Annotated in this window: 20 protein-coding genes, 3 tRNA genes and 3 pseudogenes; 5 read left to right on the top strand and 21 right to left on the bottom strand. The window is 35.9% G+C overall.

The genetic code is table 11. The features are described 5' to 3' along the window. Nucleotides 1–45: 45 nt before the first annotated feature. The 9 genes and pseudogenes from FC46_RS05795 to FC46_RS05755 form a co-directional block, all read right to left on the bottom strand. Nucleotides 46–845, bottom strand: a pseudogene (locus FC46_RS05795) (Cof-type HAD-IIB family hydrolase). A 249-nt stretch (nucleotides 846–1,094) separates the two neighbouring features. Beyond that, on the bottom strand, nucleotides 1,095–2,078 hold the full coding sequence (locus tag FC46_RS05790) for an aldose epimerase family protein (protein WP_057798759.1): 984 nt from the start codon (nucleotides 2,076–2,078) through the stop codon (nucleotides 1,095–1,097). 1 nt (nucleotide 2,079) lies between these two features. Then, complete coding sequence (locus FC46_RS05785; protein WP_057798757.1) at nucleotides 2,080–3,543, bottom strand: UDP-glucose--hexose-1-phosphate uridylyltransferase; 1,464 nt, start codon at nucleotides 3,541–3,543, stop codon at nucleotides 2,080–2,082. An 18-nt stretch (nucleotides 3,544–3,561) separates the two neighbouring features. Further along, nucleotides 3,562–4,725 (bottom strand): galactokinase, encoded by a 1,164-nt coding sequence (locus FC46_RS05780; RefSeq protein ID WP_057798755.1) that lies wholly within the window; start codon nucleotides 4,723–4,725, stop codon nucleotides 3,562–3,564. A gap of 178 nt (nucleotides 4,726–4,903) precedes the next feature. Beyond that, nucleotides 4,904–5,168 (bottom strand): annotated as a pseudogene (locus FC46_RS05775) (Txe/YoeB family addiction module toxin). After that, nucleotides 5,165–5,440 (bottom strand): type II toxin-antitoxin system Phd/YefM family antitoxin, encoded by a 276-nt coding sequence (locus FC46_RS05770; protein WP_057798753.1) that lies wholly within the window; start codon nucleotides 5,438–5,440, stop codon nucleotides 5,165–5,167. The pseudogene FC46_RS05775 and the gene FC46_RS05770 overlap by 4 nt, the downstream one beginning before the upstream one ends. Before the next feature lie 134 nt (nucleotides 5,441–5,574). Then, nucleotides 5,575–7,578 (bottom strand): beta-galactosidase, encoded by a 2,004-nt coding sequence (locus tag FC46_RS05765; RefSeq protein WP_057798751.1) that lies wholly within the window; start codon nucleotides 7,576–7,578, stop codon nucleotides 5,575–5,577. Nucleotides 7,579–7,590: 12 nt separating this feature from the next. Further along, nucleotides 7,591–9,564: a sugar MFS transporter gene (locus FC46_RS05760; RefSeq protein WP_057798749.1), complete on the bottom strand. Its 1,974-nt coding sequence runs from the start codon at nucleotides 9,562–9,564 to the stop codon at nucleotides 7,591–7,593. 183 nt (nucleotides 9,565–9,747) lie between these two features. Next, nucleotides 9,748–10,755 carry a LacI family DNA-binding transcriptional regulator gene (locus tag FC46_RS05755; RefSeq protein ID WP_057798747.1) on the bottom strand — a complete coding sequence of 336 codons (1,008 nt, stop codon included), beginning with the start codon at nucleotides 10,753–10,755 and terminating at the stop codon, nucleotides 9,748–9,750. 175 nt (nucleotides 10,756–10,930) lie between these two features. On the opposite strand from FC46_RS05755, the gene FC46_RS05750 reads away from it, so the two are divergent. The 3 genes from FC46_RS05750 to galE all read left to right on the top strand — a co-directional run bounded on the left by FC46_RS05750 (nucleotide 10,931) and on the right by galE (nucleotide 14,824). Beyond that, nucleotides 10,931–12,814 carry a glycoside hydrolase family 2 TIM barrel-domain containing protein gene (locus FC46_RS05750; RefSeq protein WP_057798745.1) on the top strand — a complete coding sequence of 628 codons (1,884 nt, stop codon included), beginning with the start codon at nucleotides 10,931–10,933 and terminating at the stop codon, nucleotides 12,812–12,814. Next, nucleotides 12,798–13,757 (top strand): beta-galactosidase small subunit, encoded by a 960-nt coding sequence (locus FC46_RS05745; RefSeq protein ID WP_057798743.1) that lies wholly within the window; start codon nucleotides 12,798–12,800, stop codon nucleotides 13,755–13,757. Before FC46_RS05750 ends, FC46_RS05745 begins: the two co-directional genes overlap by 17 nt. Nucleotides 13,758–13,831: 74 nt before the next feature. Then, nucleotides 13,832–14,824 (top strand): UDP-glucose 4-epimerase GalE, encoded by a 993-nt coding sequence (gene galE, locus FC46_RS05740; RefSeq protein ID WP_057798741.1) that lies wholly within the window; start codon nucleotides 13,832–13,834, stop codon nucleotides 14,822–14,824. Between the two features lie 81 nt (nucleotides 14,825–14,905). Here galE and FC46_RS05735 read toward each other — a convergent pair whose 3' ends face one another. The 6 genes from FC46_RS05735 to FC46_RS05710 all read right to left on the bottom strand — a co-directional run bounded on the left by FC46_RS05735 (nucleotide 14,906) and on the right by FC46_RS05710 (nucleotide 18,912). Continuing rightward, nucleotides 14,906–15,988, bottom strand: coding sequence for a M42 family metallopeptidase (locus FC46_RS05735; RefSeq protein ID WP_057798739.1), 1,083 nt, complete (start codon nucleotides 15,986–15,988; stop codon nucleotides 14,906–14,908). A 92-nt stretch (nucleotides 15,989–16,080) separates the two neighbouring features. Then, a tRNA-Val gene (locus FC46_RS05730) sits at nucleotides 16,081–16,153 on the bottom strand. A 12-nt stretch (nucleotides 16,154–16,165) separates the two neighbouring features. Beyond that, nucleotides 16,166–16,239: transfer RNA gene (locus FC46_RS05725), tRNA-Asp, on the bottom strand. A 5-nt stretch (nucleotides 16,240–16,244) separates the two neighbouring features. Further along, nucleotides 16,245–16,331: transfer RNA gene (locus FC46_RS05720), tRNA-Ser, on the bottom strand. Nucleotides 16,332–16,543: 212 nt separating this feature from the next. After that, nucleotides 16,544–17,521 (bottom strand): choloylglycine hydrolase, encoded by a 978-nt coding sequence (gene bsh, locus FC46_RS05715; RefSeq protein WP_057798736.1) that lies wholly within the window; start codon nucleotides 17,519–17,521, stop codon nucleotides 16,544–16,546. Nucleotides 17,522–17,628: 107 nt separating this feature from the next. After that, complete coding sequence (locus FC46_RS05710; RefSeq protein ID WP_236702295.1) at nucleotides 17,629–18,912, bottom strand: ATP-binding protein; 1,284 nt, start codon at nucleotides 18,910–18,912, stop codon at nucleotides 17,629–17,631. A 434-nt stretch (nucleotides 18,913–19,346) separates the two neighbouring features. On the opposite strand from FC46_RS05710, the pseudogene FC46_RS10025 reads away from it, so the two are divergent. After that, nucleotides 19,347–19,532 (top strand): annotated as a pseudogene (locus FC46_RS10025) (IS110 family RNA-guided transposase); the annotation flags it as partial. Between the two features lie 187 nt (nucleotides 19,533–19,719). Here the strand turns inward: FC46_RS10025 and FC46_RS05705 are convergent. The 3 genes from FC46_RS05705 to FC46_RS05695 all read right to left on the bottom strand — a co-directional run bounded on the left by FC46_RS05705 (nucleotide 19,720) and on the right by FC46_RS05695 (nucleotide 22,595). Then, nucleotides 19,720–20,367, bottom strand: a complete 648-nt coding sequence (locus FC46_RS05705) for a CPBP family intramembrane glutamic endopeptidase (protein WP_057798734.1) — start codon at nucleotides 20,365–20,367, stop codon at nucleotides 19,720–19,722. A gap of 19 nt (nucleotides 20,368–20,386) precedes the next feature. Then, on the bottom strand, nucleotides 20,387–20,620 hold the full coding sequence (locus tag FC46_RS05700; RefSeq protein WP_057798732.1) for a hypothetical protein: 234 nt from the start codon (nucleotides 20,618–20,620) through the stop codon (nucleotides 20,387–20,389). A 202-nt stretch (nucleotides 20,621–20,822) separates the two neighbouring features. Then, nucleotides 20,823–22,595, bottom strand: a complete 1,773-nt coding sequence (locus FC46_RS05695; protein WP_057798730.1) for an oleate hydratase — start codon at nucleotides 22,593–22,595, stop codon at nucleotides 20,823–20,825. Between the two features lie 109 nt (nucleotides 22,596–22,704). On the opposite strand from FC46_RS05695, the gene FC46_RS05690 reads away from it, so the two are divergent. Continuing rightward, nucleotides 22,705–23,229 carry a TetR/AcrR family transcriptional regulator gene (locus FC46_RS05690; RefSeq protein WP_057798728.1) on the top strand — a complete coding sequence of 175 codons (525 nt, stop codon included), beginning with the start codon at nucleotides 22,705–22,707 and terminating at the stop codon, nucleotides 23,227–23,229. Nucleotides 23,230–23,262: 33 nt separating this feature from the next. On the opposite strand, the gene FC46_RS05685 is transcribed toward FC46_RS05690, so the two are convergent. The 3 genes from FC46_RS05685 to FC46_RS05675 form a co-directional block, all read right to left on the bottom strand. Beyond that, nucleotides 23,263–24,642: an MFS transporter gene (locus FC46_RS05685; protein WP_057798726.1), complete on the bottom strand. Its 1,380-nt coding sequence runs from the start codon at nucleotides 24,640–24,642 to the stop codon at nucleotides 23,263–23,265. Then, nucleotides 24,635–25,063 carry a MarR family winged helix-turn-helix transcriptional regulator gene (locus tag FC46_RS05680; RefSeq protein WP_057798724.1) on the bottom strand — a complete coding sequence of 143 codons (429 nt, stop codon included), beginning with the start codon at nucleotides 25,061–25,063 and terminating at the stop codon, nucleotides 24,635–24,637. The genes FC46_RS05685 and FC46_RS05680 overlap by 8 nt, the downstream gene beginning before the upstream one ends. 113 nt (nucleotides 25,064–25,176) lie before the next feature. Next, on the bottom strand, nucleotides 25,177–25,520 hold a 344-nt coding region (locus tag FC46_RS05675; protein ID WP_162253139.1), incomplete at its 5' end, for an LPXTG cell wall anchor domain-containing protein.

Below are 25,520 nucleotides of genomic sequence, written 5' to 3'. Positions count from 1 at the left end.
AACGGCGATTTTTCTTTTATTCAAATTTCCAATCAACTACAGATCCTAATACCTATTTTCCCAATCTTGATTAAGAACCGCAACGATTCCGTCATGATCATTATCTAGAGTTGTGGTGAAGCGATTCTTCATATCAGCTGGGGCATTGCCCATCAAAAATGGGTGACCTACTTCTTCTAACATCTCGGCGTCATTGTAATTGTCACCGAATGCAATGCAATCCTTTAATTTAACTTGGTAGTAAGCGGCGATTTTTTTAACTCCCCAACTTTTTGAAACATTCTTTTTCATTACTTCTAATAAATGTGGTGATGATTTTACAAAGCTCAGATCACGATATATTGAGGCTAATTCAAGACTTAATCGATCCAGCTCTTGGCAGTCACCGATAATTAAGACTTTATGTACACCGGCTAGTTTAGATATTTTTTCTAAATTAGTCTCTATAGCATCTACTTCAACAATTTTTCTTCATTGACAATATATTTGCTCTTTCTATCTTTACAGTACCAATTGTTATTGCTATATACATTCCAGACAAAAGCATCTTTTTTATCAACGTCATGACATAAATTGACTACTTCATTAGTATTAATGCGTGTTGAACTAATTGTTTTTCCAGCTTCATTCAAAACTAGCGCCCCATTATAAGCTACCATTGGACAGATTTTTGCGATTTGACCAGCTGCGGTTTTAATCGCTTGCGGCATTCTAGCAGACACCGGAACAAAGGCATTCCCCTTTACAACTTGTCCAAGTATTGCCTTACGAGTGTTTAAGGTTACCTTTAGATCAGAATTAATTAACGTTCCATCAATATCGGTAAAAATTATTCGAACAGGCATTTAATCTACCCCCTTTAATAAAAAAAGTGCCTACTACCCTCTGATGGGTAGCTGGGCACAATTTTTAAAATAATCCTGTTTTTCATATCATCAATTTTCTAGCGGTCTTATATGAATCAATGATAGGTATATATTAATGTTCAACTAAATTATATTCTTTTATTGAAAGCGGAGTCAAAGATAATGCCTGCAAATAATCAAAGCTATGGAACAAAAAAAGCCGCGAGAACGATCGCGGCTTTTAATTTATTATTCAAATTTCCAATCAACTACTCGCTCGAACTTCTCAAACGGTAGTAACGTAATCTGTCCTAAGTCATTGCCTTCAGTTGGTGGACATTGTGCTTCAAAAGTTATTCCATCATACTGACCAATATTATTTGCGACACCAGTATGATCAAAGTGATTTCCTGCATAAAGAACCAAAGCTGGCGCATTTGTTATAACTGTCAGCTTATGATCTTCTGAACTCAGGACTGCTGCAGGATTATTTCCGTTTAGGATAAACGGATGATCTAACCCATTTCTTAACTTAATCTGTTCATCTTCACTATGCAAGCTATCTCCGATTCGCTTATTCTTTCTAAAGTCAAAAGCAGTCCCAGCAACTTCTGCTATTCCGCGATTAGGCAATCCTTCTTGATCAACTGGCAAATAATAATCCGCATTCATTTGTAAAGTCAAATTTTCTGCGCGCTCACCCAGATTAAAGTAAGTATGGTTAACCGGGTTAAAAATAGTCAATTGATCACTAGTTGCATCAAGTCTGTAATGCAAAATATTGTCATTATCTAGTTCATAGCGAACGTGAAGCCTAAGATTGCCAGGATAACCATTATGACCATCTGGATCAAACAAGGTTAAATCAACTCTAGCAGTTTTACCGCAAAATGGTCTAAAATCCCATACCTGCATGTCAGTTCCAACACCACCATGAATGTGATTTTCACCATCATTCAAAGGCAATTGATGAATTTCGTTCCCATGCTTCCATTGGCCGCGGCGAACACGACCAGCAATTCTGCCGACAGTTCCACCTAAGAAGTTACGCTGCTTAGAATAATCTTCTGGCGTTTTTAATGACAGAACCATGTTTTTACCATCCAGTAGAACTTTCTCCAAGGTGGCTCCATAGTTTAATACTTTAACGGTCATACCGGCATCATTTTCAAGTGTAATCTCGCACAAATCTTTGTCGTCTTTACGACCATATTTTTCAAAGTTTGTCTTCATTTTAATCCACGTTTTCTAGCAATGAATCGATAAACTTGTTCCAACCTTTTTCGCCATCTGCATCATTCTTGAAAACCCCGGCATCTTGCAAAACTTGTTCGAATATTTCGACTAAAGCTTGTTGCATTACCGCTTCAACATTTTCAGCGGTAATCTTCTGACTAGCCTTGATTTCATCAGCCCATTCTTTATGACTATCAACCACTTCATTATCTTGATCAAGCCAGTACTTCTTCACTTCTTCAAGTTCGCTCTTAAGACGACCTGGCAGAATTGCACGACCCATAACTTCAATTAAGCCGATATTTTCCTTCTTAATGTGCCACAACTTCTTGTGTGGGTGGAAAATTCCAAGTGGATACTTGTCACTAGTGTTGTTATCACGCAAAACCAGATCAAGAACGAACTTCTTGCCTTCGCGGTGCATGATTGGAGTTACCGTGTGGTGACGAGTTGAACCTTCATAAGCATTAATTTGGCGTTCAGGATCTGAATAGTGGTCCCAGAACTTAATGATTTTTGCACCAAGATCGATTAAATCAAGTGAGTTTTCACTAATTAAACGCAAATCACTCATTGGCCAATCCACAATTCCAGCTTCAACTTCAGGATAAGAGTCGAACTTAACTTCTTTCTTAATCTTAGCCTTCATCATTGGAAATGTGTGGCGCCCACCTTGATAGTGTTCATGAGAAAGCATTGATCCGCCGACGATCGGTAAATCCGCATTGGAACCAACGAAGTATTGTGGCAGCATCTTTTCAATTTCAATCAAGTTAATCAAAGTTTGCTGGTTAATTTCCATTGGGACGTGCTTTTGGTCCAAGAAAATGCAGTGTTCATTGAAGTATGCATATGGTGAATATTGGAAGCCCCATGGACGACCAGCAATATTCATCCGAATAATTCTTAAATTACTACGAGCATTCTTGCCATAGCCACCAAGGTAGCCTTCGTTTTCTAGACAAAGTGCACATTGAGGATACTTCTTACCGGTAGCATGAGCAGCAGCGGCAATTGCCTTTGGATCTTTTTCAGGCTTTGACAAATTAATTGTAATTTCTAGGCCGTGGCCTTTCGAACTTGTTCCATCAAAGGCAATATTTTTAGCAATTGCTTCTTTCTTTACATAATTATTATTAACGCATAATTTGTAGAACCAATCAGTTGCTTTTTCTGGAGATCTCTCCATTTTCTGCCAAAAGATACTGTTAGTATTTGAAGGCGTTGGTGTTGTCAAATCGTACAATTGATCATTTAACACTTCTCTAGAAGTTACATCGTCAGGAATTTGATCATTTGCGATGGCTAAATCAATCAATTGCTTAACGGTCTCTGTGCCATTGTCTTCTTCATCATGATCTCCGACTAATGCACGAATGCGGTTGATTACATAAACTCGATCAAGGGGTTCATAAGTGCCGCTATTGATTACTTCCTCAGCAAATTTTTCAATTACTCTCATTATCTTGCCCTTCAAAAACTAAATCATCTTGCTACCATCAACGATTTCTGCATCGTAGAAGCTTGCATCATAGCCAATCTTGTCACGGTAAGTCTTACCGACATTCTTCTTGAATTCTTCAGCCTTGTCCTTCTTAACGATCGCAATTGCGCTACCACCGAAACCGCCACCGATCATTCTTGCGCCAAGAACGCCGTCTTGCTTCCATGAAGCTTCTGCCAAAGTATCAAGTTCCTTACCAGTTACTTCGTAATCATAATGAAGTGAAATGTGAGAAGCATTGATTAAGCGACCGATCTTTTCAAGGTCACCATCTTTCATTGCCTTAGTTGCACGGATTGCTCTTTGATTTTCACTTACCGCATGACGTGCACGCTTTAATTCTGTTTTATCATTAATTAAGTATGAATATTCATCGAAAGTATCGTTATCAAGTTCACCTAGTGCCTTAATGTCGAGCTTTTCTTGCAATTTGGTTAATGCATCATGACATTCACGAACGCGATCATTGTAAGCAGAGTCAGCTAAAGTGTGTGGTTTGTTAGTGGCCATGATAATGATTTCGTAATTGCCCAATTCAAGTGGTAAGTATTCATACTCTAAAGTGTTGCAGTCAAGGAAAATTGCACTGTCTTTTTTACCCATAATGCAAGCAAATTGGTCCATGATTCCTGAATTTAAACCAACAAATTCATTTTCAGTTCTTTGCCCCATTTTTGCCAAATTAACGCGATCAACATCAAGCTTGAATTCATCTTTGAGAATGATACCCATAAGCATTTCGATAGCAGCACTTGATGAAAGGCCTGAACCTGATGGTAAATTAGCTTTGATATATAAGTTGAAACCGTGATCGATATTATCGTATTTTTCACGTAAGTAGGTGATCATCCCTTTGAAGTAGTTAGCCCAGAAGCGTTCCCCTTTTTCAACAGTGGTATCGTCAATATCGAATTCTACGATATTGCCATTGACGTTGCCTGAGAACAAGCGAACCTTCTTGTCATCTCGTGGACCGTAGACACCATAGACACCCAAGCTGATTGCTGCTGGGAAAACGTGACCACCGTTGTAGTCGGTGTGTTCACCGATCACATTAATTCTACCTGGTGAGAAAAATACGTCTTGCCCCTTTTCGCCGAAAGTTTCTACATATTCTTTAAGTAATTCATCTTTATTCATTTTATGTACCTCAAAAATTGTTCTGTAATCGTTTTCAGTTTCTAGTATATACTTATTACCCTTTTTAGTAAATAGTTTACTACAATAAATAAATTATTTAATTGCGAACAAAAAATATAGTCCCAACAATATTGTCAGAACTATATAACAAATACATATTAAATTTAATCTTTCTAGTCTAATGATCTCCGTAATTATCTTTGCATGAATAGGCGATTATACTACCGTCAGAAACTGCATAAATAATCCTATCTTTACTATCAATTTTTCTTGACCACAAACCTGATAAATTATCCAGTAACCTTTCTGGTTTACCAATTCCTTCAAATGGATGGCGTTTCATATCTTTAATTAATTTATTGATCTTCTTTTTTTTTCTTATCACCTTGTTTTTGCCAATAAATATAATCATCCCAACCTTCATCTGTCCAACTTAAAATCATGATTTAGTAACCTCGTTGGGATCAATTAAATCATGTTGACTTATTTTTCCCTCTTTCACTTGTTTGCGACCGCGATTTATTTTATCCATCAAGTAATTATTAGACTGGATTGTTAGTGTTTCAATCAATGAATCATAATCATCTTTGCTCAGTATAACAACATTATCCTCAGGATCTTTATTTGTGACAATTAGCGGTTCACTATCTTCATTAACTTTTTTAAAATAATCTTTTAAATTCCTTCTAAAATTACTGTAATTCACTGCATCCATTTTGCTCACCTCTTAAATTGTACAACATATTGTACACGATTATTAAAACTGACGCAAATTCTTTGCCTTAAAAAAATAAAGCCAGACATTTGTCTGACTTCATTTCATTCATCTTAGAGGGGGAGAGTTTCATTTTATCTGCTTAAGACCTGGACATCCCAACCTTTCATATCTTTGCGAGCTTTCTCGCCTGTCAAAATATCCTGATATTCAACAAATTTACCAGGCAAGCTGCGCTTTTCGTTACTCAAATTCAAAACAAAGTAAAGTTCCTTGCCATCTTCAGTAATACGTTTAGTAACTTCAAGTTTATTGCTGTCAGCAACCAATGATTCAGCGCCAGTTTCCATAATAATATGGTTGAATAATTGCGTTAACCCTTCGTGATTCAGCTTTGTGCCAACGTACCAAGCTTTACCTTGTCCAAATTTTTTTTCAGTAACAGCGGCAGTTCCGGTATAGAACTCACTTGAATATTTTGCCAAAACTTTGGCATCATTGGGATGAATCAAGTCGCACATCAAACTAGTTTCATAGTTTTTACCATTCATTTCAACGGTAATCTTTTGACCAGGAACTACTGCATCGCTTTCTTCAACCCAAATTCCAGTAACTTCCTTAAGTGGACCCGGATAGCCGCCTAAATATACGTTGTCACTAGAGTCAACCATCCCTGACATATAAGTAGTTACAAAGTTGCCACCTTTTTCAACATAATGATTAATCTTCTCATCAAGACCTGACTTAACCATGTAAAGAACTGGTGCAACAACTAAATCGTATTGACTAAAGTCATCATCTACACTAATGACATCTGTCGGAATATTACGCTCATAGAATTGGCGGTAGTAATCCAAAATTGAATCTACATAATTCAGATCTTGCGTGATTCCGTCAACAAATTCATAAGACCAAAAGTTGCTCCAATCAAAGACAATCGCAACTTTCGCGTTAACCTTTGATCCTAGAATCGTTGGGCCAGCCTGCTTCAACTTCTTACCCAAATCTTCAAGTTCATGGAAAACTCTTGTGTCAGTTCTTTGAGAATGGGCAATGACTGCACTGTGGAATTTCTCTGACCCGCCAACTGCTTGCTTTAATTGGAAAAATTGAACTGTGTCAGCACCATGTGCTACTGCTTGAAGTTCAGTTGCTTCCATTTGACCAGGACGTTTAAGTGGACTATATGGTTGCCAGTTAACTGATGAAGGTGCAGATTCCATGAGCATAAATGGTTGATGCTTCAAGCTTCTCATCAAGTCATATAAGAATGCTGGCAAATATTTTGGAGCGTCATAAGTTGGATAACTATCATAAGAAATAATATCTTGATCCTTGGCCCACTTCTGATAATCAATCATCTTATTAGGCAAACTGTGAAAGTTAGTTGTTACCAAGACATCTGGAAGTGCCTTCTTGATGATTTCTTTTTCCATCTTATAGAGATTTTGTAAGCTTTCTGATTGGAAACGAAGATAATCAATTGAAAGGCCAGCTACGATAGTTTCTGTTCCTTCTGGACCCCAAGTATCACCTAATTCATTTGGAACTACAATTTCATCCCAATCATAAATTGTGTGGCTCCAAACATTCATGTTCCAAGCTTTGTTCAGAGCATCTAAAGTCTTGTACTTATTTTTCAACCAATCACGAAAAGTATTTTGACAATTTTCACAGTAGCAATTGCCGCCATATTCGTTGTTCACGTGCCAAACTGTAATGTGTTTATTATTCTTATAGCGTTCAACTAACTGTTCGACTAAGTTACTAGCAAGTTTTTGATAATTTTTGCTATTAGGACAGAAGTTATGTCTTTGACCAAAAACATGGCGTCTTCCTTGATAATCAACCCGCGCTACGTCAGGATATTTCTTAAACATCCATGCTGGCATTGCGGCAGTTGAAGTACCCATGACAATATCAAAATCAGCATCTGACAATTCTTGAACAATCTTGTCTAATTTTGAAAAGTCATACTTCCCTTCTTCTGGCTCAAGCAATGCCCAAGAAAAAATATTGATCGTGGCAGAATTAAGGTCCGCCTTTTTGAAAACTTGAATATCTTTAGACCAAGTATCTTCTGGCCATTGATCGGGATTGTAGTCCCCACCATAAAGAAATCTTGATAATTTATTCATTTTAATTCCCCATTATGCTAAAGCACCATTGCTATTTGTGACTTCATTAACTGCATTTTTATTAGTTGCAGATTTTTGCTCAACATCAACTATCTTATCACCATGCTTTACATCTTCACCCGCATTAATCGATGATACAGAATTAATTAACTTTGGCTGAGTGTAAAATACAACAACAGTATCTTTATAACCATTCTTCAAAGCTAAATCTCGATCGAATTGGAGAAGTAAGTCACCTTGCTTAACATTTTGACCATCGTCGTAGAAAGTTTCAAAGCCTTCGCCGCGCAGGTTTACTGTTCCAAGACCGACGTGAACTACCACTTGTAACCCGTCCTTTGAAACAATTTCAAAAGCGTGTTTTGTTCCGAAAGTGAATTTAATTTGACCATCAAATGGTGCGTAAATATTACCTGTACTTGGATCAATTGCGAAACCTTTACCAGGGAATGGCTTACCATCTTCATCGATAACTGAAGAAATCTTCATCAACTTACCATCTGCTGGTGAATAGATCGTTTCGCTCTTTGTTTCTACTGCAGGAGCAGATTGTTCAAGCTCACCTTCAGCAAGCTTAGTCTTTAATTCTTCAACAACTTCAGCGTGTTTCTTTTCACTCAAAGTTACTTTAGTTGAGAAGACAACAATTGATAAGATGGCCAAGATCATAGGGATATACAAAGCCATCATGTTGAAAGTACTGATGTCATGGCTGGTCATATCAGCTGCAGTTGCTGAACCGGTCATACCAGCAGCAATTGCAACATAACCAACTAAAGCATTAGATACAGCACCTGTAAACTTATCGATCATTGGACGAACTGCTAGAACAACAGCTTCATTTCTTTGACCATTATTAAGTTGCCCATATTCAATCGCATCAGTTAAAGTTAAAACAGTTACTAATTGAGCAAAGTTGATATTTAGAAGAATTAAACCTAGATCCATCAAAACAATATTATTACGACCAAAGATGAACAAAATGTATGCAAGTACCATGCTAGTTTGACCTACAATAAATAGCCATCTTCTAGGAATATATTTATTCAAAATTGGAAACAATGGACTGATAAATAATCCTGTAATCGTTGCAATAATTCCCACTACCCAAAACTCATTTGGCTTACCTATAACAAATTTGTACATATAGAACATAACTCCGTTGGTAATTGTGTTAGCAAGTGAGAAAGTTAAATATGATAAACTTGGCCAAAGGATTTGATCATTATGGAAAATAGCTCCAAATACTTGTCTTAATGTAGTCTTTTGATTAGCAGAGTTTCTGATGATGTTGTTCTTTTCTTTAGTGCCAAAGCAAACGATTAAGGCACAAATAATAGCAAGAGCTGAAATCACGGCTGCAAATGCCAACCAACCTGGTGCTCCCTCTTCGTGTTTACCAGTTACCGCATAAGTTACAGCTGTCACTAATGGAACAACAATGATTGTTAAACCATTCCAACCAATCGTTCCTGAGAAAGCTCCAAGAGAAGTATAGAGTCCACGTTCATGTGAATCTTCGCTTAACGCGGGGACCATTCCCCAATATGATACATCTGATAAAGAATAGAAAATATCAAAACTTATGTAAATAATTACAAAAAGGATTGCGAATAAAATCCAGTTTGCTTGAGCTAATCCAAAAATACCTGTAAACAATACTAGCAATAATACTGCACTAACAACGGTACCAATCAAAATCCACGGTTTAAACTTACCCCATTTTGTCTTCGTATTATCAACGATATTACCCAAAACAGGATCAATAACTAATTCAACAATTCTAATTAAAACCATCAAGCCAGTAATTAAACCGATAAGTTTATCAGCAACTGATTGTTCTAATCCACTAAACATTCCACTAGTAATGAAAATAATAAAATACGTACTCATTACTCCGTAAAAAGCTGCGTGTCCTAAATTGCCTAAACAGAAAGATATGTAAGAAATAGCTTGTCTTCCTGAAGACTTACTTGCGTTATTCATAATATTTCCTCCCAACGCACTGAAACCGTTTACAAATATAGTATAAATTATTTAGTGATTTTAGTAAATCAATTTATCAATGCACACTTGGAAATTTACTAAATATAAAAATAAAGAAGAATGCTATAAATAAGCATTCTTCTTTCAAAATTTAAAAAATAAAAAAGTTATTTACTAATTTTTTTACTCGGGCTCGGGAATAAAACTTTTACGAGTAACTAACTTAGTATTCATTTTCACATCAATTCTAGCGCGCTTAGGATTAATAATTAGGTGATTTAAAGTATCTAAAGCTAATTCAATCATCTCATGTTGATCAATATTGTAAGACGACAATGGGGGTGAAACATATTTAGCAACACTGCTATTATTGATGCTTAGTATTGCTGTATCATCAGGAACATTGATCTGTTCTTCATTAAATGCTTGGAGTACCCCTACACTCAAAGTATCTGACGCTATTAAAAATGCATCTGGTAAATCATCATTAAGTTCTCTAACTACTTTTTTTCCTAAATCATAACCATTTTTAACACTAAAAGGACCCGAAACAAACAGATAGCTTGGATCTAGTTGTAACATCTTTATGTAATTTTCAAAAGCGACAGCTCTGGGATCCTTTTCCTGAATATGATCGTGCTTTGGGCCAAAACCACCAATAAAGCCAATCTTTTTATATTTATTTTTGACAAAAAGATCAATTGCTTTTCTAACAGTTAATTCTAAATTAGGTCGAATTGAGTCAAACAATTCCGGATTAGGATTAGTATCAATAAAAACACCATTTGGAAGAACTTTATAAAGTTCTTCATATTTCTTATTCTCTATTGGTTCAGAACCAACCCCAATGAAGCCTTGATACAAATGTGCTTTGTTAATCAATTCATCAACTTCATAAAAAGTCTCCATTTTCATTGATCGTTCTTTAATTGTTTCAGTTAAAGAATGTTTTAAAGAAGTAAAGTATTCATCTTGAAGTTGTTCTTCATGTTTAGCACGATAAAGTAGTGCAATTGTTGGCTTAATTTGCTTTTGTTGATGATTTTTCCAATAACCTAGTCTGTTAGCAATTTCCAAAATCTTATTTTTAGTTTCTGCGGTAATTGAGAGATCTGGATCATTATTTAGCAAGCGGGAAACAGTTGCTGAGGAATATCCAGACTCCAAAGCGATTTCTTTTATAGTTGTCATATTAGTCGCCTTTTCTAATTAATCAATCTTTAAATATTTTGATTATATTATCTCACAGATTCTAATTATTTTGTCTTTTAAAATAAATAATTTACTTTTAATTGGTAAATGTTTTATTTAAGTGATATAATAAAAGCGTTTTCAATATAAGAGATTTATAGAAACTAGGTTCAATATGAAAGCAGATCTTAAATGGCTTGATGACCCTGAAGTTTTCAGAGTTAATCAACTCCCCGCTCACAGCGATCATCCCTTCTACAAGAATTATCGCGAGTGGCAACAAAGAAAAAGCAGTTTGGTTCAAAACTTGGACGGCAATTGGCAGTTTAAATTCTCCAAGAATCCACAAAGTCGACCAAAAAATTTCTTCAAAGAAGATTTCGATTCTTCTGATTTTAACAAAATCGAAGTTCCAAGTGAGATTGAATTAAGCAATTATGCGCAAATTCAATATATTAATACTCTCTATCCTTGGGAAGGTAAGATTTATCGTCGCCCTGCTTATGCTCTAGACAAAAAAGATAAGCAACTCGGCTCCTTTAGTGAAGGCGAAGACAATACTGTTGGCTCCTACATCAGACACTTTGATTTAAATCCTGAACTAAAAGATAAAGACGTTCATATTAAATTCGATGGTGTTGAACGTGCAATGTATGTCTGGCTTAATGGTCATTTTGTCGGTTACGCTGAAGATAGCTTCACCCCTTCAGAATTTGATCTGACGCCTTTTATTAAGGAACAAGATAATGTCTTAGCTGTTGAAGTTTTCAAGCACAGCACAGCTTCATATCTTGAAGATCAAGACATGTTTAGATTCTCTGGAATTTTTCGCTCAGTAGAATTACTCGGTATCCCTTCTCCTCATCTCGAAGATTTAGACTTACAGCCTACTGTTAAAGATAATTTTCAAGATGGAATCTTTAACGTAAAGATGTCTTTTCTTAAACCAACCGGGTCACTCCATTTGATGGTAAAGGATATTGACGGTAAAACATTGCTTGATAAGACTGCTGAAATTGATGAATCAGTTTCTATCAATAATGAAGAATTCAAAAATATTAATCTTTGGGATAATCATGATCCTTACCTTTACCAGTTATTGATCGAAATTTATGACCGAGATGGCAATCTTGTTGAATTCGTACCATACCAATTTGGCTTTAGACGAATTGAAATTAGTGATGACAAAGTTATTTTACTTAACGGCAAGCGCCTTATTATCAACGGTGTTAACCGTCACGAGTGGGATGCCAAACGCGGTCGCAGCGTAACCTTCTCAGACATGAAGCAAGATATCGCAATATTTAAAGAAAACAACATTAACGCTGTTAGAACTTGCCACTACCCAAACCAAATTCCTTGGTACTACTTGTGTGATCAAAATGGTATTTACATGATGGCTGAAAATAATCTTGAGTCCCACGGAACTTGGCAAAAGATGGGACAAGTTGAACCATCAGATAACGTTCCAGGGGATGTGCCTCAATGGCGCGAAGCAGTAATTGATCGAGCTCGTAATAACTACGAGACCTTCAAGAATCATACATCAATCCTCTTCTGGTCACTCGGTAACGAATCCTATGCTGGTGAAAACATCGCTGCGATGAATGATTTTTATAAAGAGCATGATCCTTTTCGCCTAGTTCACTACGAAGGTGTTGTTCATCGCCCTGACTTAAAAGATCGCATCTCGGATATTGAAAGTTGGATGTATTTACCACCTAAAGAAGTTGAAGAATACTTAAAAAGCAACCCAGCTAAGCCATTCATGGAATGCGAATACATGCATGATATGGGGAATTCAGATGGTGGAATGGACTCTTACATCAAGCTGATTGATAAGTACCCACAATACGCCGGTGGCTTTATTTGGGACTTTATTGATCAAGCAATTTTGGTTCATGACCCAATTACCAATCAAGAAGTTCTTCGATACGGCGGTGATTTCGATGATCGCCACTCAGATTATGAGTTCTCTGGTGATGGTTTAATATTTGCTGATAGACAGCCAAAGCCAGCAATGCAGGAGGTTAGATACTACTATGGTTTACACAAATAAATTACAAATCATCTACGGCGATGCGACTTTTGGCGTTAGAGGTGCAAATTTTCACTACATCTTCAGTTATGAAAAAGGCAGCTTGGAATCTTTAAACATTGACGATAAAGAATGGCTCTACCGCTGCCCTACTCCTACATTTTGGCAAGCAACAACAGATAATGATCGCGGTAATCAATTTAACTTGAAAGCAGCCCAATGGCTGGGCGCTGACATGTTTACTAAATGCACTAAGATTGAAGTGTCGGTAGACGACTACAAATTTGATGACCTGCCAATCGCTCCATTTAATAATCAATTCAGCAATCATGAAGAAGCAGACAAGGTCGAAGTTACTTTTTACTACGAAACTTTAACTTCTCCAAGTACTGAAGTAAGAGTGATCTACAGTATCGATCATGATGGCGAAATTACAATAACCATGCACTATTCTGGTAAAAAAGGCCTGCCACCATTACCCGTAATTGGATTACGTTTGGTGATGCCAACTAAAGCAACTGGATTTGACTATACCGGCTTATCAGGAGAAACTTATCCTGACAGAATGGCTGGTGCAAAGCGCGGCAAATTCCACATCGATGGCTTGCCAGTTACTAGATATCTTGTCCCACAAGAAAACGGAATGCATATGGAAACTGAACAAGTTGAAATTCATGCAAATTCTTCCTTGAACAATGCCCATCAAACTGGTAACTTTAATTTATTGATACGTCAAAACAATCAACCATTTAACTTTAGTTGTTTACCTTATACTGCTGAAGAATTAGAAAATGCCACTCATATTGAAGAATTGCCTCCAGCAAGAAGAACAGTTTTAGTAATTGCTGGTGCAGTCCGCGGAGTTGGCGGAATTGACAGTTGGGGTGCTGACGTTGAAGAAGAATATCATATCGATCCAGAAAAAGATTATGAATTTTCGTTCAAAATAACCAATCATAAATAATTTATCTATTTAGTAAATATTTTACTAAATTATGTGTTATACTTAACTTGGTTCGAAAAGCAAAGGAGAACAATATGAAAGTTTTAGTAATTGGTGGTGCGGGTTATATCGGCTCACACGCTGTACGTGAATTAGTTAAGGAAGGTAACGATGTTGTAGTTCTTGACTCACTTTACACCGGTCACAGAAAAGCAGTTGACCCTAAAGCCAAGTTCTACCAAGGTGATATCGAAGATACTTTCTTGGTTTCTAAAATCTTGCGTGATGAGAAAATTGACGCAATAATGCACTTTGCTGCTTACTCATTAGTTGGTGAATCAGTTAAGAAGCCACTTAAGTATTATGATAATAACGTAAGTGGGATGATTTCACTTCTTGAAGCTATGAATGATGCTGGTGTTAAGTACTTAGTATTCTCTTCAAGTGCCGCTACTTATGGTATTCCTGACAAGTTGCCAATCACTGAAGAAACTCCACTTAACCCAATTAACCCATATGGTGAAACCAAGATGATGATGGAAAAGATCATGGCTTGGGCTGATAAAGCAGATGGCATTAAGTACACTGCCCTTCGTTACTTCAACGTAGCTGGCGCTTCAAGTGATGGTACCATTGGTGAAGACCACGGTCCCGAAACTCACCTTATTCCAAACATTTTGAAGAGTGCCCTTTCTGGCGATGGTAAGTTTACTATTTTCGGTGATGACTACAACACTAAAGATGGTACTAACGTCCGTGACTATGTTCAAGTAGAAGACTTAATCGATGCCCACATCTTAGCTTTGAAACACATGATGGAAACAAACAAGTCAGATGTCTTCAACTTAGGGACTGCACATGGTTTCTCAAACCTTGAAATTTTGGAAAGTGCTAAGAAAGTTACCGGCATTGATATTCCTTATACTATGGGTCCACGCCGCGGCGGTGATCCTGACAGCTTGGTTGCTGATTCAACTAAGGCTAGAGAAGTTTTAGGCTGGAAGCCAAAGCATGAAAATGTAGACGATGTTATCGCAACTGCTTGGAAGTGGCACAAGAGTCACCCAAAGGGTTACGAAGATAAGTAAGAATAAACAAATAATCTAAAATTGCAAATGATACAAAAAAGGAAGATCTCGAATTTGAGGTCTTCCCTTTTTGCTTTTAAATTAAAACTTCGTAAAACTATCCAACTTTTCTTGATCAATATCACGAATAATAGCAGTAGCCAAGTCAACTGAAGCCTTGAAGTCCTTGTAACTACTGAAGCAGTATGGTGAGTGTTCATAACGAACCGGAATACCGATAACAATCGTTGGAGCACCATTTTCATAATAAATTGCAGCGCCATCTTGTCCACCGCCAGTACGAACTGAACGGGTATACGGAATATTATTCTTATCTGCTAAATCACAAGCGTATTGTTGGAATTTAGGATTTGGTAAAAATGTTGTATCCATATCACGTAGCATTGGACCGCGATTTAAGCCCGTTTGAGAAAGCCAATCTGGAGTAAATGTATCATCAGCTGGGCAGCTTTCAAGAACGATACAAAGATCAGGCTTAACTTTTCTTGCAGTTACGTAAGCACCGCGAAGACCTACTTCTTCTTGACTTGATAATGCAGCAACTACGTCAAAATTAGTTTCTTCACCCTTCAAGTTGTCAAGAACATCAATCATTGCACCAGCACCGAAGCGGTCATCGAAGTCTTTTCCAAAGAACAAGCCAGATCTTTCGTTATATTCACATTTCACATCGACAAAGATTGGACAACCGGTGTCAATCTTGTAATCATTAATGGTTTCTTCGCGGCTGCTTGAACCAACGTCAATTGACATATCAGCAACTTCTGGAACATTATTTCTTTCAGCAGCTGTCATGAAGTGAGGTGGCTTAGTTGCAACAACACCAGGGATGTATTCGCCATCGCGGTTTCTAATTTTTACTCTTAATGCAGGAATATTGTACTTTACCCAGCCGCCAAGTGGAACGAACTTGATTAACCCATTAGGACGCACAGCTTGTGTGATAAAGCCAACTGCATCTGAGTGGGCATCAAGTTGGATGACTGGACGATCACCTTTGTTTTCCTTCTTTGACGCATATACGTTAAGCATGCCATCAACTTCTAAATCAGCAGTTTTTTCGGCATAATTAGAAAACAACTTTACAAATTCTTCTTCAAAGCCTGAAGTTGCATTAGCATCTGAAAATTCTTTCAGCATTTCGATTTCTTGTGCTTTTTCCATGTTTGTCTCCTTCTCGTAGATCACTTATCTTTAATTCTACTAGAAAAAGATAGTTATAGGCTACTATGTATAAAACTTTAGGCAAAAAAATATGGAGGATACAGGGCTCGAACCTGTGACCTCCTGCTTGTAAGGCAGATGCTCTCCCAGCTGAGCTAATCCTCCATAAATATAAAACGGTCCATATGGGATTTGAACCCATGATCTCCTCCGTGACAGGGAGGCGAGATAAACCACTGCTCCAATGGACCAAACAAGGAGAATGTGGGATTTGAACCCACGCACGACAAAGCCGCCTAACGGTTTTCAAAACCGTCCCCTTCAGCCACTTGGGTAATTCTCCATGACTTTTAAACTGAACATTTAATATAATACCGGATTGAGAAAAAATAGCAAGTCTTTTTTGTAAAAAAATCAAAATTTATTTTCAAATCTAATATATTATTAATTTAACATGACCAAATATAAAATTTACAAAAAAAGCCTAACTGTTCGATACAAAAAAGTATTGAAAAGCTAGACTATTTTTGGTTTTATTAATAATCTTAGGTTCAATTAAGAAATATAGTTGATGTCTTGCTTTTTGAACAAGTCATAACAAATCAGATCTTCTGCATCCAGATTTTCTTTATACATGTCTACCGCATTAATACGATTATTATCATAAGTAGTAAAGTACAAAATCCCCTTGTCCAAATTCATGCAGTCAGTATACATTGTATATTCATAACGATTGTTTTCAACTTCATCTAAGCCTTTGGCTTGTTCTACAGAATGTAAGATATGGAAGTAATTAGTAACATTTTCAACTTCGTCTTTCCCCTTTGGTGCATGTGATAAAACGAAGGCAGCTTTAACAAAACGTGAACTTGAGTCCATCCCACCTGGTAAGTGATGAGTTCCCAATCCCCTACTGTAAATATTAACATCAACATTCGGAACTAATGTATTTTTAGGATTAGACGGAGTGACATCAACGTAATCACTCAACTTTGTTAATTGACTTGGAAATTCTGGATTGTTGGTTAAAACATTAACTGGATTATCGTAAACATGTAAACCAGATTTAGTTGATTCTACTACGATACTCTTACCAGTTTTATCACTAAGAATCCAGTGCAAATCTGCAGCAGGATAGTTGCTAGAAAAACTAACATTTGAAATACTTGCGTCAGCTAAAATTTCTTTAACCTCTGCAGTGCTTTCACAATTGCTTAACAAATATGGTATTAATTCAAAAGAAGCTATGTTCTTCTTACCTTTAATTTGTGGGAAATAGTAACCCGGTCCTTGGAAGTTCAAACCTGCTATGCCTAATCCCTTTTCATTAATTGCATCACACAATAATGGATAATTATCATTAACTACTGAAACACCAATGAAAGCGTAATGAGACTTTTGAGCAGGCATATCTCTATAGTTAAATACGTAATTTCTTGGTACGATAATCACCTTTTGACCATAATCGATTTCATAATCAAGATTGCGACCAAAATAATGATCGGTAGAAGTATAACAAATCGATGTACACATATTAATTCAACTTCTTTCTAAAAAAGTTCATACATCCTTACATGGCTATTCTACTACTGAACTAGTTAACTAACAAAAGGTTTGATTGAAACAATCTAGCTGTGATTTTAAATTTCCGAGTTAGCTGCTTTCAATAAAAACTTATACAATGGTACTACTTCAATAGTTTTACCATCACGTTCAATTGTTTCTTCTTCAGCCTTTGTCACAATTACTAATTTTTCTACTTCTTTGAATGAATCAGCTAATTTAATGAGATTGTCAATTTCACGTTCGCGTGCCATCCCACTAATCGTCCACGCTACTTGAATCGCCATTTTCTTTTCTGGAACATAAAAGTCAACATCGATTTTTGTTTTGGAAGATTTTAAATAGAAAAGTTTATCAAAATATTTATTACGCAACGTAACCGCAACCATATTTTCTAAGAGAGCTGGATTTTTATCGATTAGAAACAAATTTAAGATGCCGTTATCGGTAAAGTAGAATCGTGGCATTCCTTCTCTTTCAGAAAACTTTGAAAAATAATTCTTGGTTGAAAATAAAAGATAGGCTTTTTGAGCATATTCAATGTAATCAATAATTGATTGTCGACTTGTTGAGCTAACAACCGATTTCACCGAATTGTATAAATTAGAATAAGAAACCTCATGCATAACGGTTTCCGCAATCTTTCTAATTAATAAACTCAAACTTTTTTGATTTCGGATTCCATTTCTAACGATAATGTCTGCCAAGAAGACATTCTTATAAATATTTGTCAGGTAGTTTCGCTTATCTTGAAGATGAATTGCTTCTGGTAATCCACCATAATTGAGGTAATCGTTAGTGGCAGCTATGACTTGACCAACCTCTTTTGTCTTTAATAGATCTCTACTAGTATGTGAAATTTCCAAGGACTTTAGATATTCATCGAAATTAAACGGCGCCACGTATTGTGTCATGTAACGACCACCTAGTCGTAAAATAATATCTTGTCCTAAAACTTTCGAGTTACTACCAGTTATATATACACGCTCGTGCTGATCAGCCAATCTTCTGGCAAAGCGCTCCCAACCATCTACATTCTGAATTTCATCAAAGAAAAAATAATGCTTCTTAGTGGTGAGTTGATTAGCAGCAATCAATATATTATTAAAATCTTGCAAAGTAAATTCTGATAAACGTTCATCCTCAAAGTTAATATAAATGATTTGTGACCAATCAGCTCCTTGATCAACTAATTCTTGAGCACGTTCAAATAAAAGTGTTGACTTTCCTGATCTTCTTAAACCTACTAGCACATAATTAAGACTATTTTCAAAATGATAGTCTCGTACTATTAGATCTACATTAGGAATAGTATCTTGTCCTTCAGCGATAATTGCTGCTAAAATATCAGAATTAATCATTTTCTTCACCTTCTAAAGTTTATGATAGTTATATTTTAGCATTTTTGTCATTTATAAGTTGCAAAAAGCACTGAAAACTATCATTTATATTTTCAAAAAAACAAAAAAATAAAAAACTCGACTTCAAAATCGAGCTTTCATAATATTTATTTTTCAATCACATATCGGAATGGCAAACTTGAAATATACTGATCTTTACCAATTTGATACATATTATAGTTTGAAATCATCTTATTTCCTGTGACTTTAACAATTTTTTCTTTAGTTATATTGAGAGTTTTAACCACTTTACCATTGCTATTGAAGATTTTGACGTTTTGGTCGCCCTTTGGTAAATAATATTGTTTGATTAACTTGTTGGAATTATTATATAGCTATTTATTTGCATGTAAAAACCAATTTTGAAAACAAAAATAACCAGCGCAGCTAAATTTAAACCTTGTCATATAGCTGATTATTATGAAAGCAAAAAGCGATTCTCCCAAACCAAAGGGTTCAAGAAAATCGCCATCGCTTCAATTCATAAACTGATTAGAACTATCTATGCCCTAATCACCAAGGATCAACTATATGATTACAGCGTAGCCACACATAACCAAAAAGACTTTTGCCGTAATTAATTGATCAAGTTCATTATACTCTCAGTCTATTAAAAACTACAGTTGTAATAGGCTTATTTGTCATACAATCCAGGAAAAATAAATTGACCCTAAAAAAGCTATCTAAGATAAATATCTAAAAATATCGGTTCTAACCCTAGACGGAGCTTGACTTTACGTAGAAAAAAGCAGATTTTTAATCTACTTTCTATTGAAATACCATTGGTAAAAATACAATTAAATCATAAATTATATGAGCAATAATTGCTGACCAAAGGCTATCAGACTTGATCCATAACCAAGTAAATGGCAATCTTCCCAAACCAATCGGAAGCATCATTTGATATAGATTCCAGTTGTAGGTTCTGAAGTGTAATAGACCAAATAACAATGAGCCAATGATAGCAGCATAGAGCCAAGAACCGCGATCACCAATTTTTTTATGAATTAGTGTGTAGAACGGAAACGTTAATGATGCTGTGATGATTTCCTCACCTATTAATGATACAGAAATCCAGAACAGTCGAAGCAATTTATCACTCTGTGATCCATTACCTAAAGCTGAATTGGCAACGGTTGAAGAAAAAAGTGATAAAACATAAGCTATAATCAATGTAACTATTACAATTGGTACAATTTTCCACCAAGAATTTTTAGCTGGCTTTTCAAAAATCAATGGAATGATCTTGGAGCTATATTGTAGATAAAGTGCTAATAAGCCAAAAACTATGAACACAAAATATGGTAAAATACTCGGCAATATATGACTAGTGCCTAAGAAAGTTGCCAAGAGTAATACAATAATTGAAAATGGTGCAAGTTTAGATAATTTAGCTTGCTTTAAAAAATTTAACAATACTTTTCCTTTCAATCTCCTACAGCATATTATGCCTTTTCATTCTTTGTTCAAAAATACCGTTCACTAAATCGGCCATTTCTTGCTTTTGTTCAGCAGTTGGTTCTCCTTCTTCGAATACCTTGTACAAATCTGTATGCTCTCTTGCAATTAAATTGCAAGTTCCTTCAGTCGCATGTTGTCTGAATTTTTCTGGAATCTTTTCTAAATATTCAGGCTTAACCAATGCAATAATTTTTTCGTTAGTTGTCATTTTTCAAATCCTCCTATAAGGTTAGAGTAATTTTACGCTTATCAAATCAAGTTTTCAATGAATTAGGTTTCCTAATATAAAACTTAACTTTTTATATTGAATCATTTGTTCATGAGCTTTGTAGTACTATTTTGGTGTGTTCAAAAGCAAACAAAAAAAGAGTAAATTTTGTATTTACTCCCCTTTGTTAATTTACTTAATCCTACATCAAATGATATTCTTTAAGCATATCCTCAATATACGTTCCCTTAACCTTCTTCAAAATCCCCTTTAAAGCGACTCTTTCAGGCATTGGCAAATTAATATCTGCTAACTTCTTTCTATCATTCAAGTAGTACATTGCATTCAACATCATTCTGACATCATAAACTGATGCAAATACTTCTGGAACACCGCGGTCAATATCAAGTAAAGTATAAACAGCTTCCATCGCTGTTCTAACAGAGTATTCGGTGGTGAACACTGTATCTCTTTCAGTCTCAACAAAATTCCCGATAAAGGCTAAGTTTGCGGAATGCTTTGGTACCACATTAGGACGATCACCTAAAGCACGTGGCATGAAGTAACTGGTGATATATGGCATATGATCTGGGATAGTTGTTGCAGCCATTGCCATTGATTGGATTTGCTCATCAGGAACCCCCATATGGTAGAGCCATTCTTCGCAAAGTTCAATCCCGCTACAATCAGGCATCTTCTTTTGAACGTAGTTACCTTTCTTGTCAGAATATAAACCATATAGCCAAACAATTAGTTCATTTGGTTTTTGTGCATGGAAGTGAGGCTGACGACTGATCGAGTAACCTAACAGCCAGTTAGAATCTTTAATTGTAGTAGGACCACTAGTTACAATTGAACCAGAATGTGGATCTTTCTTATTTACCTTTTCAATATAAGGGACGATATCATCATTTTTGAAAGTAACGGTAGCCGAAGTTACCCAATTAGCTGCTGGAATATTTTCGCAGAATTTCTCAGGATGACCAAAGTCACTATCTTGAGCAGCTAAATTCTTCCATAATTGCCAACTTGCACCAAGTTCATGCTTCTTTGGAGCTGGATGATCATTGTCACCATAAGTGGTGCTTTCAGTAATTGAACCATTAGTTACGAAGACTAAATCATTTGAAGATAATTTAATAGTCTTATCTTCGCCTTTTTCATTCAGCTTGATCTCAGTAGCAATCTTTTTATCTTCAGACCGGTTCACAATAATATTATGAACGATTGTGTCATAATGGAAGATAACACCATGATCTTTTAAGTAGTGAACCATTGGCAAAATCAGTGATTCATATTGGTTGTACTTAGTAAATCGTAGTGATGATAAATTCTTTAAAGTTCCAACGTGTTGAATGAAGCGCATCAAGTAACGACGCATTTCCATTGCACTTGCCCATGGTTCAAAGGCAAACATTGTTTGCCAGTATAGCCAGAAGTTTGACTTGAAAAATTCATCATCAAAGACTTCATCGATCTTTACATTTTGGAGTTTATCTTCAGGTGTTAAAACAAGCTTGAAGATTTCTTCAACCGCCTTCGGGCTTAAGAGCAAATCCCCATCCGTTGGCATTTCTTGACCACGCTTCTCAATCACGCGAGTCTTTGAATAACTTGGATCTTTGCGATTCAAGCGGTAAAATTCATTAAGAACACTTTCACCCGGATTATCTAAAGATGGAATTGATCTAAATAAATCCCACAAAGTTTCAAAGTGTGGCTCCATTTCACGACCACCACGAATAATGTAGGATTGTTTTACTTCATTATAAATACCATCCATACTCCCACCTGGAAGTGATAGTTCTTCAAAAATGTGGATCTTCTCACCTTTCATTTGACCATCGCGAATCAAAAAAGTAGCTGTAGCTAATGATGCAAGACCAGAACCAACAATATAAGCAGATTTTTCATCAACATCTTTAGGCTTTTCTGGAGTAATGAATGCCTCATAATTACCATTACTGTAATGCATAAATCAACACTTCTTTCATAATCGTTACACTTGTAACCATTTACAGTTATAATGTTAGTGTAAGCGGTTTTATTTGTCAATTATTTGAAATTAGAAAAAGATACAAAACATGAATAAAAAAAGTTTACAAACAAAAGAAAAAATAGAAAAAGCTATGTTTTCGCTATTAACTACCATCTCCTATGATCAGATCTCAGTTGCTGAAATTGCTAAAGAAGCTGATGTTTCAAGAACTGCTTTTTACCGGAATTATGATCAAAAAGATGATGTTCTTAAGAAGTTTATTGATGAACAATATCAAATTTTTATTGCTGACATCGAAAAAAATAAGCTTTTAACTCTAATGGAAGAGCTAAAAACTTATTTATCGTACTTTAAACGAAATCCACATTTAATGGAGATACTTTTAAATGCCGGTTTTGAAGGTGTATTGTTAAATCAACAAACAATTTATTTAAAAAAGTTGATTCAAACTAGACACCCTGAACTCCAACTCCCTGATTATGCATATAGTTTTCAATCAGGTGGAATCTATATGACTCTAGTTTGGTGGGTTAGAGAGGACCATTATCAAACCCCAGTTGATACTTTAGTCCAATATATTCAAAAACATTTGGAATTTAATACTAAATAATCATTTTCAATTTATCATCTTGTGTTTTGCTTACTATTTTTGGTTTTTACCAGCAAATCTTATGAAAGTGGCAACAATAATAATGGCTAAGATAAACAATAAGATATAGGCATGTTGCGTTCCAATTCTAGTACCTGATGCAAGAGAAGAGTATTGCTTTTGACTAATTGTTACAATTGCTGAAGTAATTGAGGTTCCAACTGCCCCAGCAAATTGTTGCGTTGTATTCAATATTGCATTTCCTTGCGCGGATTCCTTAATATCAATGACTGATAGCGTATCGGTCATCACATCGCCAATTGCCATTCCCATGCCTGCCATGTAGATGATATAAATCAACATGATAAAGGTATTACTCATTTGTGCGGTAAATAATGAAAAGATGGCAGTTTCTACAAGCATCATGCTAGTTCCGATTAAGATTGGTTTACGTGCACCGTAGATATCGAGCAACTTCCCACCTAACGGACTCATTACAGCTCCAGCTATTCCCGCTGGTAGAATGATCAACCCAGCAATCAAGGCATCATTGCCATTCACTTGTTGAATAAAATTAGGTAGTAAGAAGCCATTTCCGAGATTAAAAATTTGAATAAGGAAAAAGCCTAACACGTGCCCTGAGAAGTCCTTTTGCTTGAACAAACTTAATTTCAAGATTGGTTCTTCAATTCTAGTTGACCGCCAAATTAATAACCATGCAAACAAAATAGCAATGATGATTGGTAATAATACTGTTAAGAATGATCCAGTTCCTAAGTTACTGAAGCCAAAAATCATACTGGTAAAGAATACCGCAATCGCTACAAAACTTAGCTTATCAATTGTCACTTTACGTAAAGTGGAGCCTTGTTGAATTCCCCAAGTACCTAATCCTAGGGAAATAAGTACAATTGGAATTAACAACCAGAAGATTGATCGCCAGCCTAGACTATGCAGAACAACTCCTCCAAAGGTTAGTCCTAGTGCAGGTGCGATCCCCGTGATCATGTTGCCGAAGCCCATCATCATTCCTATTTTATGTTTCGGTACTTGCTCAAGAATAATGTTGAACATTAGGGGCAATGCAATCCCTGTTCCAATCCCTTGGATTACTCTTCCGAAAAGTAAAATCCAGAAATTAAGTGCCGTAGCGTCTATTAATAATCCAATTAAGAATAAAAAGTTTGATACAAGAAACAAGCTTTTTGTCTTGTAAGTACTCTTCAGCGCAGCTGAGATTGGAACAATGATTGAGACAGCCAGTAATGCAATTGAAGTCATCCATTGAACGACGTTGGTTGATACATGGAAGTCGCGCATTAAAGTCGGAAATGCGACATTCATGGCGGTCTCTACTAATACCCCACAAAATGACATTAATCCAGTTGCAATGATGCTTGCATAAACTTTTGGTGAAATTGTATCTTTATTCATTATCTTTCCCGTTTTTGATATATTCTAATACTTCGATTGTTGCTGATAGTTGCTCAGGACTGAAACGCTGTTGCAAATCTGCATTATCCATTTTTATCTTGGCTTTGATTTTTGGTACTAAAGCTTTTCCTTTGTCTGTTAAGGAAACCAACTTTTGGCGTTTATCATTTGCACTAGTGATACGCTTGACTAGATCGCGCTTCTCCATTCGCTGAATCATGACCGTAACGGTGGATCTTCTTAGGTTGAATTCTAATTCAATTGAATGTTGTGAAGTGGTCTTGTCTTGTTGATCAGAGATGAAGTCGATTACGCTTACGCTCATTTGCCCACCAGTGATTCCGAGGCTCTTGGCAAAGCTATCGCGTTCTCGTTCACTTTGAACCAAAGCTTGTTTAAGTAATTTTTTAATTGATTTCATGCATCCTCCATTTAGTTAGATAGCTAATATATTATAGCAAATGATTTGTTAGCTAGTAAACAAAATTTCAAAATAAAAAGAAGACGACATGCCGTCATCTTCTTGAAAATTATTTAATTTCTCTTTTTACGCCTAATTGCTAAACCGAAGATCCCTGCTAAAGTTGCAGTTACTAAACCAACAATTGTGGTATTAAATGTGCTTTTTTCACTTGTTTGCGGTAATGTTGGATCATTCTCGTTCAAGTCATTCTTATTAGCAGATGAAGTTTGAGATTGAAGAGAAGTAGTAGTAATACCCTTTGCTACATTTGATTTTACTGAGTTAGAACTTGAAGCTTTCGGATTGACTAAATCGTTTCGCTTGGAAGTTGATTCATCGTTAATTTTTTCAGAAACACTGTAAGCGTCAAAAACTGAAGTATATTGAAAAAGCAGCTTGGCAATGATATGTATCA

The sequence above is a fragment of the Lactobacillus kalixensis DSM 16043 genome, from assembly GCF_001434335.1.
GTDB lineage: Bacteria > Bacillota > Bacilli > Lactobacillales > Lactobacillaceae > Lactobacillus > Lactobacillus kalixensis.
Note: the sequence above shows the minus strand (reverse complement) of the source record. Positions and strands in the feature narration are given on the sequence as shown.

What these genes read in the sequence shown, in the direction of transcription:
- FC46_RS05695 (WP_057798730.1), bottom strand. Translation starts at nt 22,595, where the DNA reads ATGCATTACAGTAATGGTAATTATGAGGCATTCATTACTCCAGAAAAG.
- FC46_RS05780 (WP_057798755.1), bottom strand. Translation starts at nt 4,725, where the DNA reads ATGAATAAAGATGAATTACTTAAAGAATATGTAGAAACTTTCGGCGAA.
- FC46_RS05700 (WP_057798732.1), bottom strand. Translation starts at nt 20,620, where the DNA reads ATGACAACTAACGAAAAAATTATTGCATTGGTTAAGCCTGAATATTTA.
- FC46_RS05710 (WP_236702295.1), bottom strand. Translation starts at nt 18,912, where the DNA reads ATGATTAATTCTGATATTTTAGCAGCAATTATCGCTGAAGGACAAGAT.
- FC46_RS05785 (WP_057798757.1), bottom strand. Translation starts at nt 3,543, where the DNA reads ATGAGAGTAATTGAAAAATTTGCTGAGGAAGTAATCAATAGCGGCACT.
- galE (WP_057798741.1), top strand. Translation starts at nt 13,832, where the DNA reads ATGAAAGTTTTAGTAATTGGTGGTGCGGGTTATATCGGCTCACACGCT.
- FC46_RS05750 (WP_057798745.1), top strand. Translation starts at nt 10,931, where the DNA reads ATGAAAGCAGATCTTAAATGGCTTGATGACCCTGAAGTTTTCAGAGTT.
- FC46_RS05765 (WP_057798751.1), bottom strand. Translation starts at nt 7,578, where the DNA reads ATGAATAAATTATCAAGATTTCTTTATGGTGGGGACTACAATCCCGAT.
- FC46_RS05680 (WP_057798724.1), bottom strand. Translation starts at nt 25,063, where the DNA reads ATGAAATCAATTAAAAAATTACTTAAACAAGCTTTGGTTCAAAGTGAA.
- bsh (WP_057798736.1), bottom strand. Translation starts at nt 17,521, where the DNA reads ATGTGTACATCGATTTGTTATACTTCTACCGATCATTATTTTGGTCGC.
- FC46_RS05790 (WP_057798759.1), bottom strand. Translation starts at nt 2,078, where the DNA reads ATGAAGACAAACTTTGAAAAATATGGTCGTAAAGACGACAAAGATTTG.
- FC46_RS05745 (WP_057798743.1), top strand. Translation starts at nt 12,798, where the DNA reads ATGGTTTACACAAATAAATTACAAATCATCTACGGCGATGCGACTTTT.
- FC46_RS05735 (WP_057798739.1), bottom strand. Translation starts at nt 15,988, where the DNA reads ATGGAAAAAGCACAAGAAATCGAAATGCTGAAAGAATTTTCAGATGCT.
- FC46_RS05760 (WP_057798749.1), bottom strand. Translation starts at nt 9,564, where the DNA reads ATGAATAACGCAAGTAAGTCTTCAGGAAGACAAGCTATTTCTTACATA.
- FC46_RS05770 (WP_057798753.1), bottom strand. Translation starts at nt 5,440, where the DNA reads ATGGATGCAGTGAATTACAGTAATTTTAGAAGGAATTTAAAAGATTAT.
- FC46_RS05690 (WP_057798728.1), top strand. Translation starts at nt 22,705, where the DNA reads ATGAATAAAAAAAGTTTACAAACAAAAGAAAAAATAGAAAAAGCTATG.
- FC46_RS05685 (WP_057798726.1), bottom strand. Translation starts at nt 24,642, where the DNA reads ATGAATAAAGATACAATTTCACCAAAAGTTTATGCAAGCATCATTGCA.
- FC46_RS05755 (WP_057798747.1), bottom strand. Translation starts at nt 10,755, where the DNA reads ATGACAACTATAAAAGAAATCGCTTTGGAGTCTGGATATTCCTCAGCA.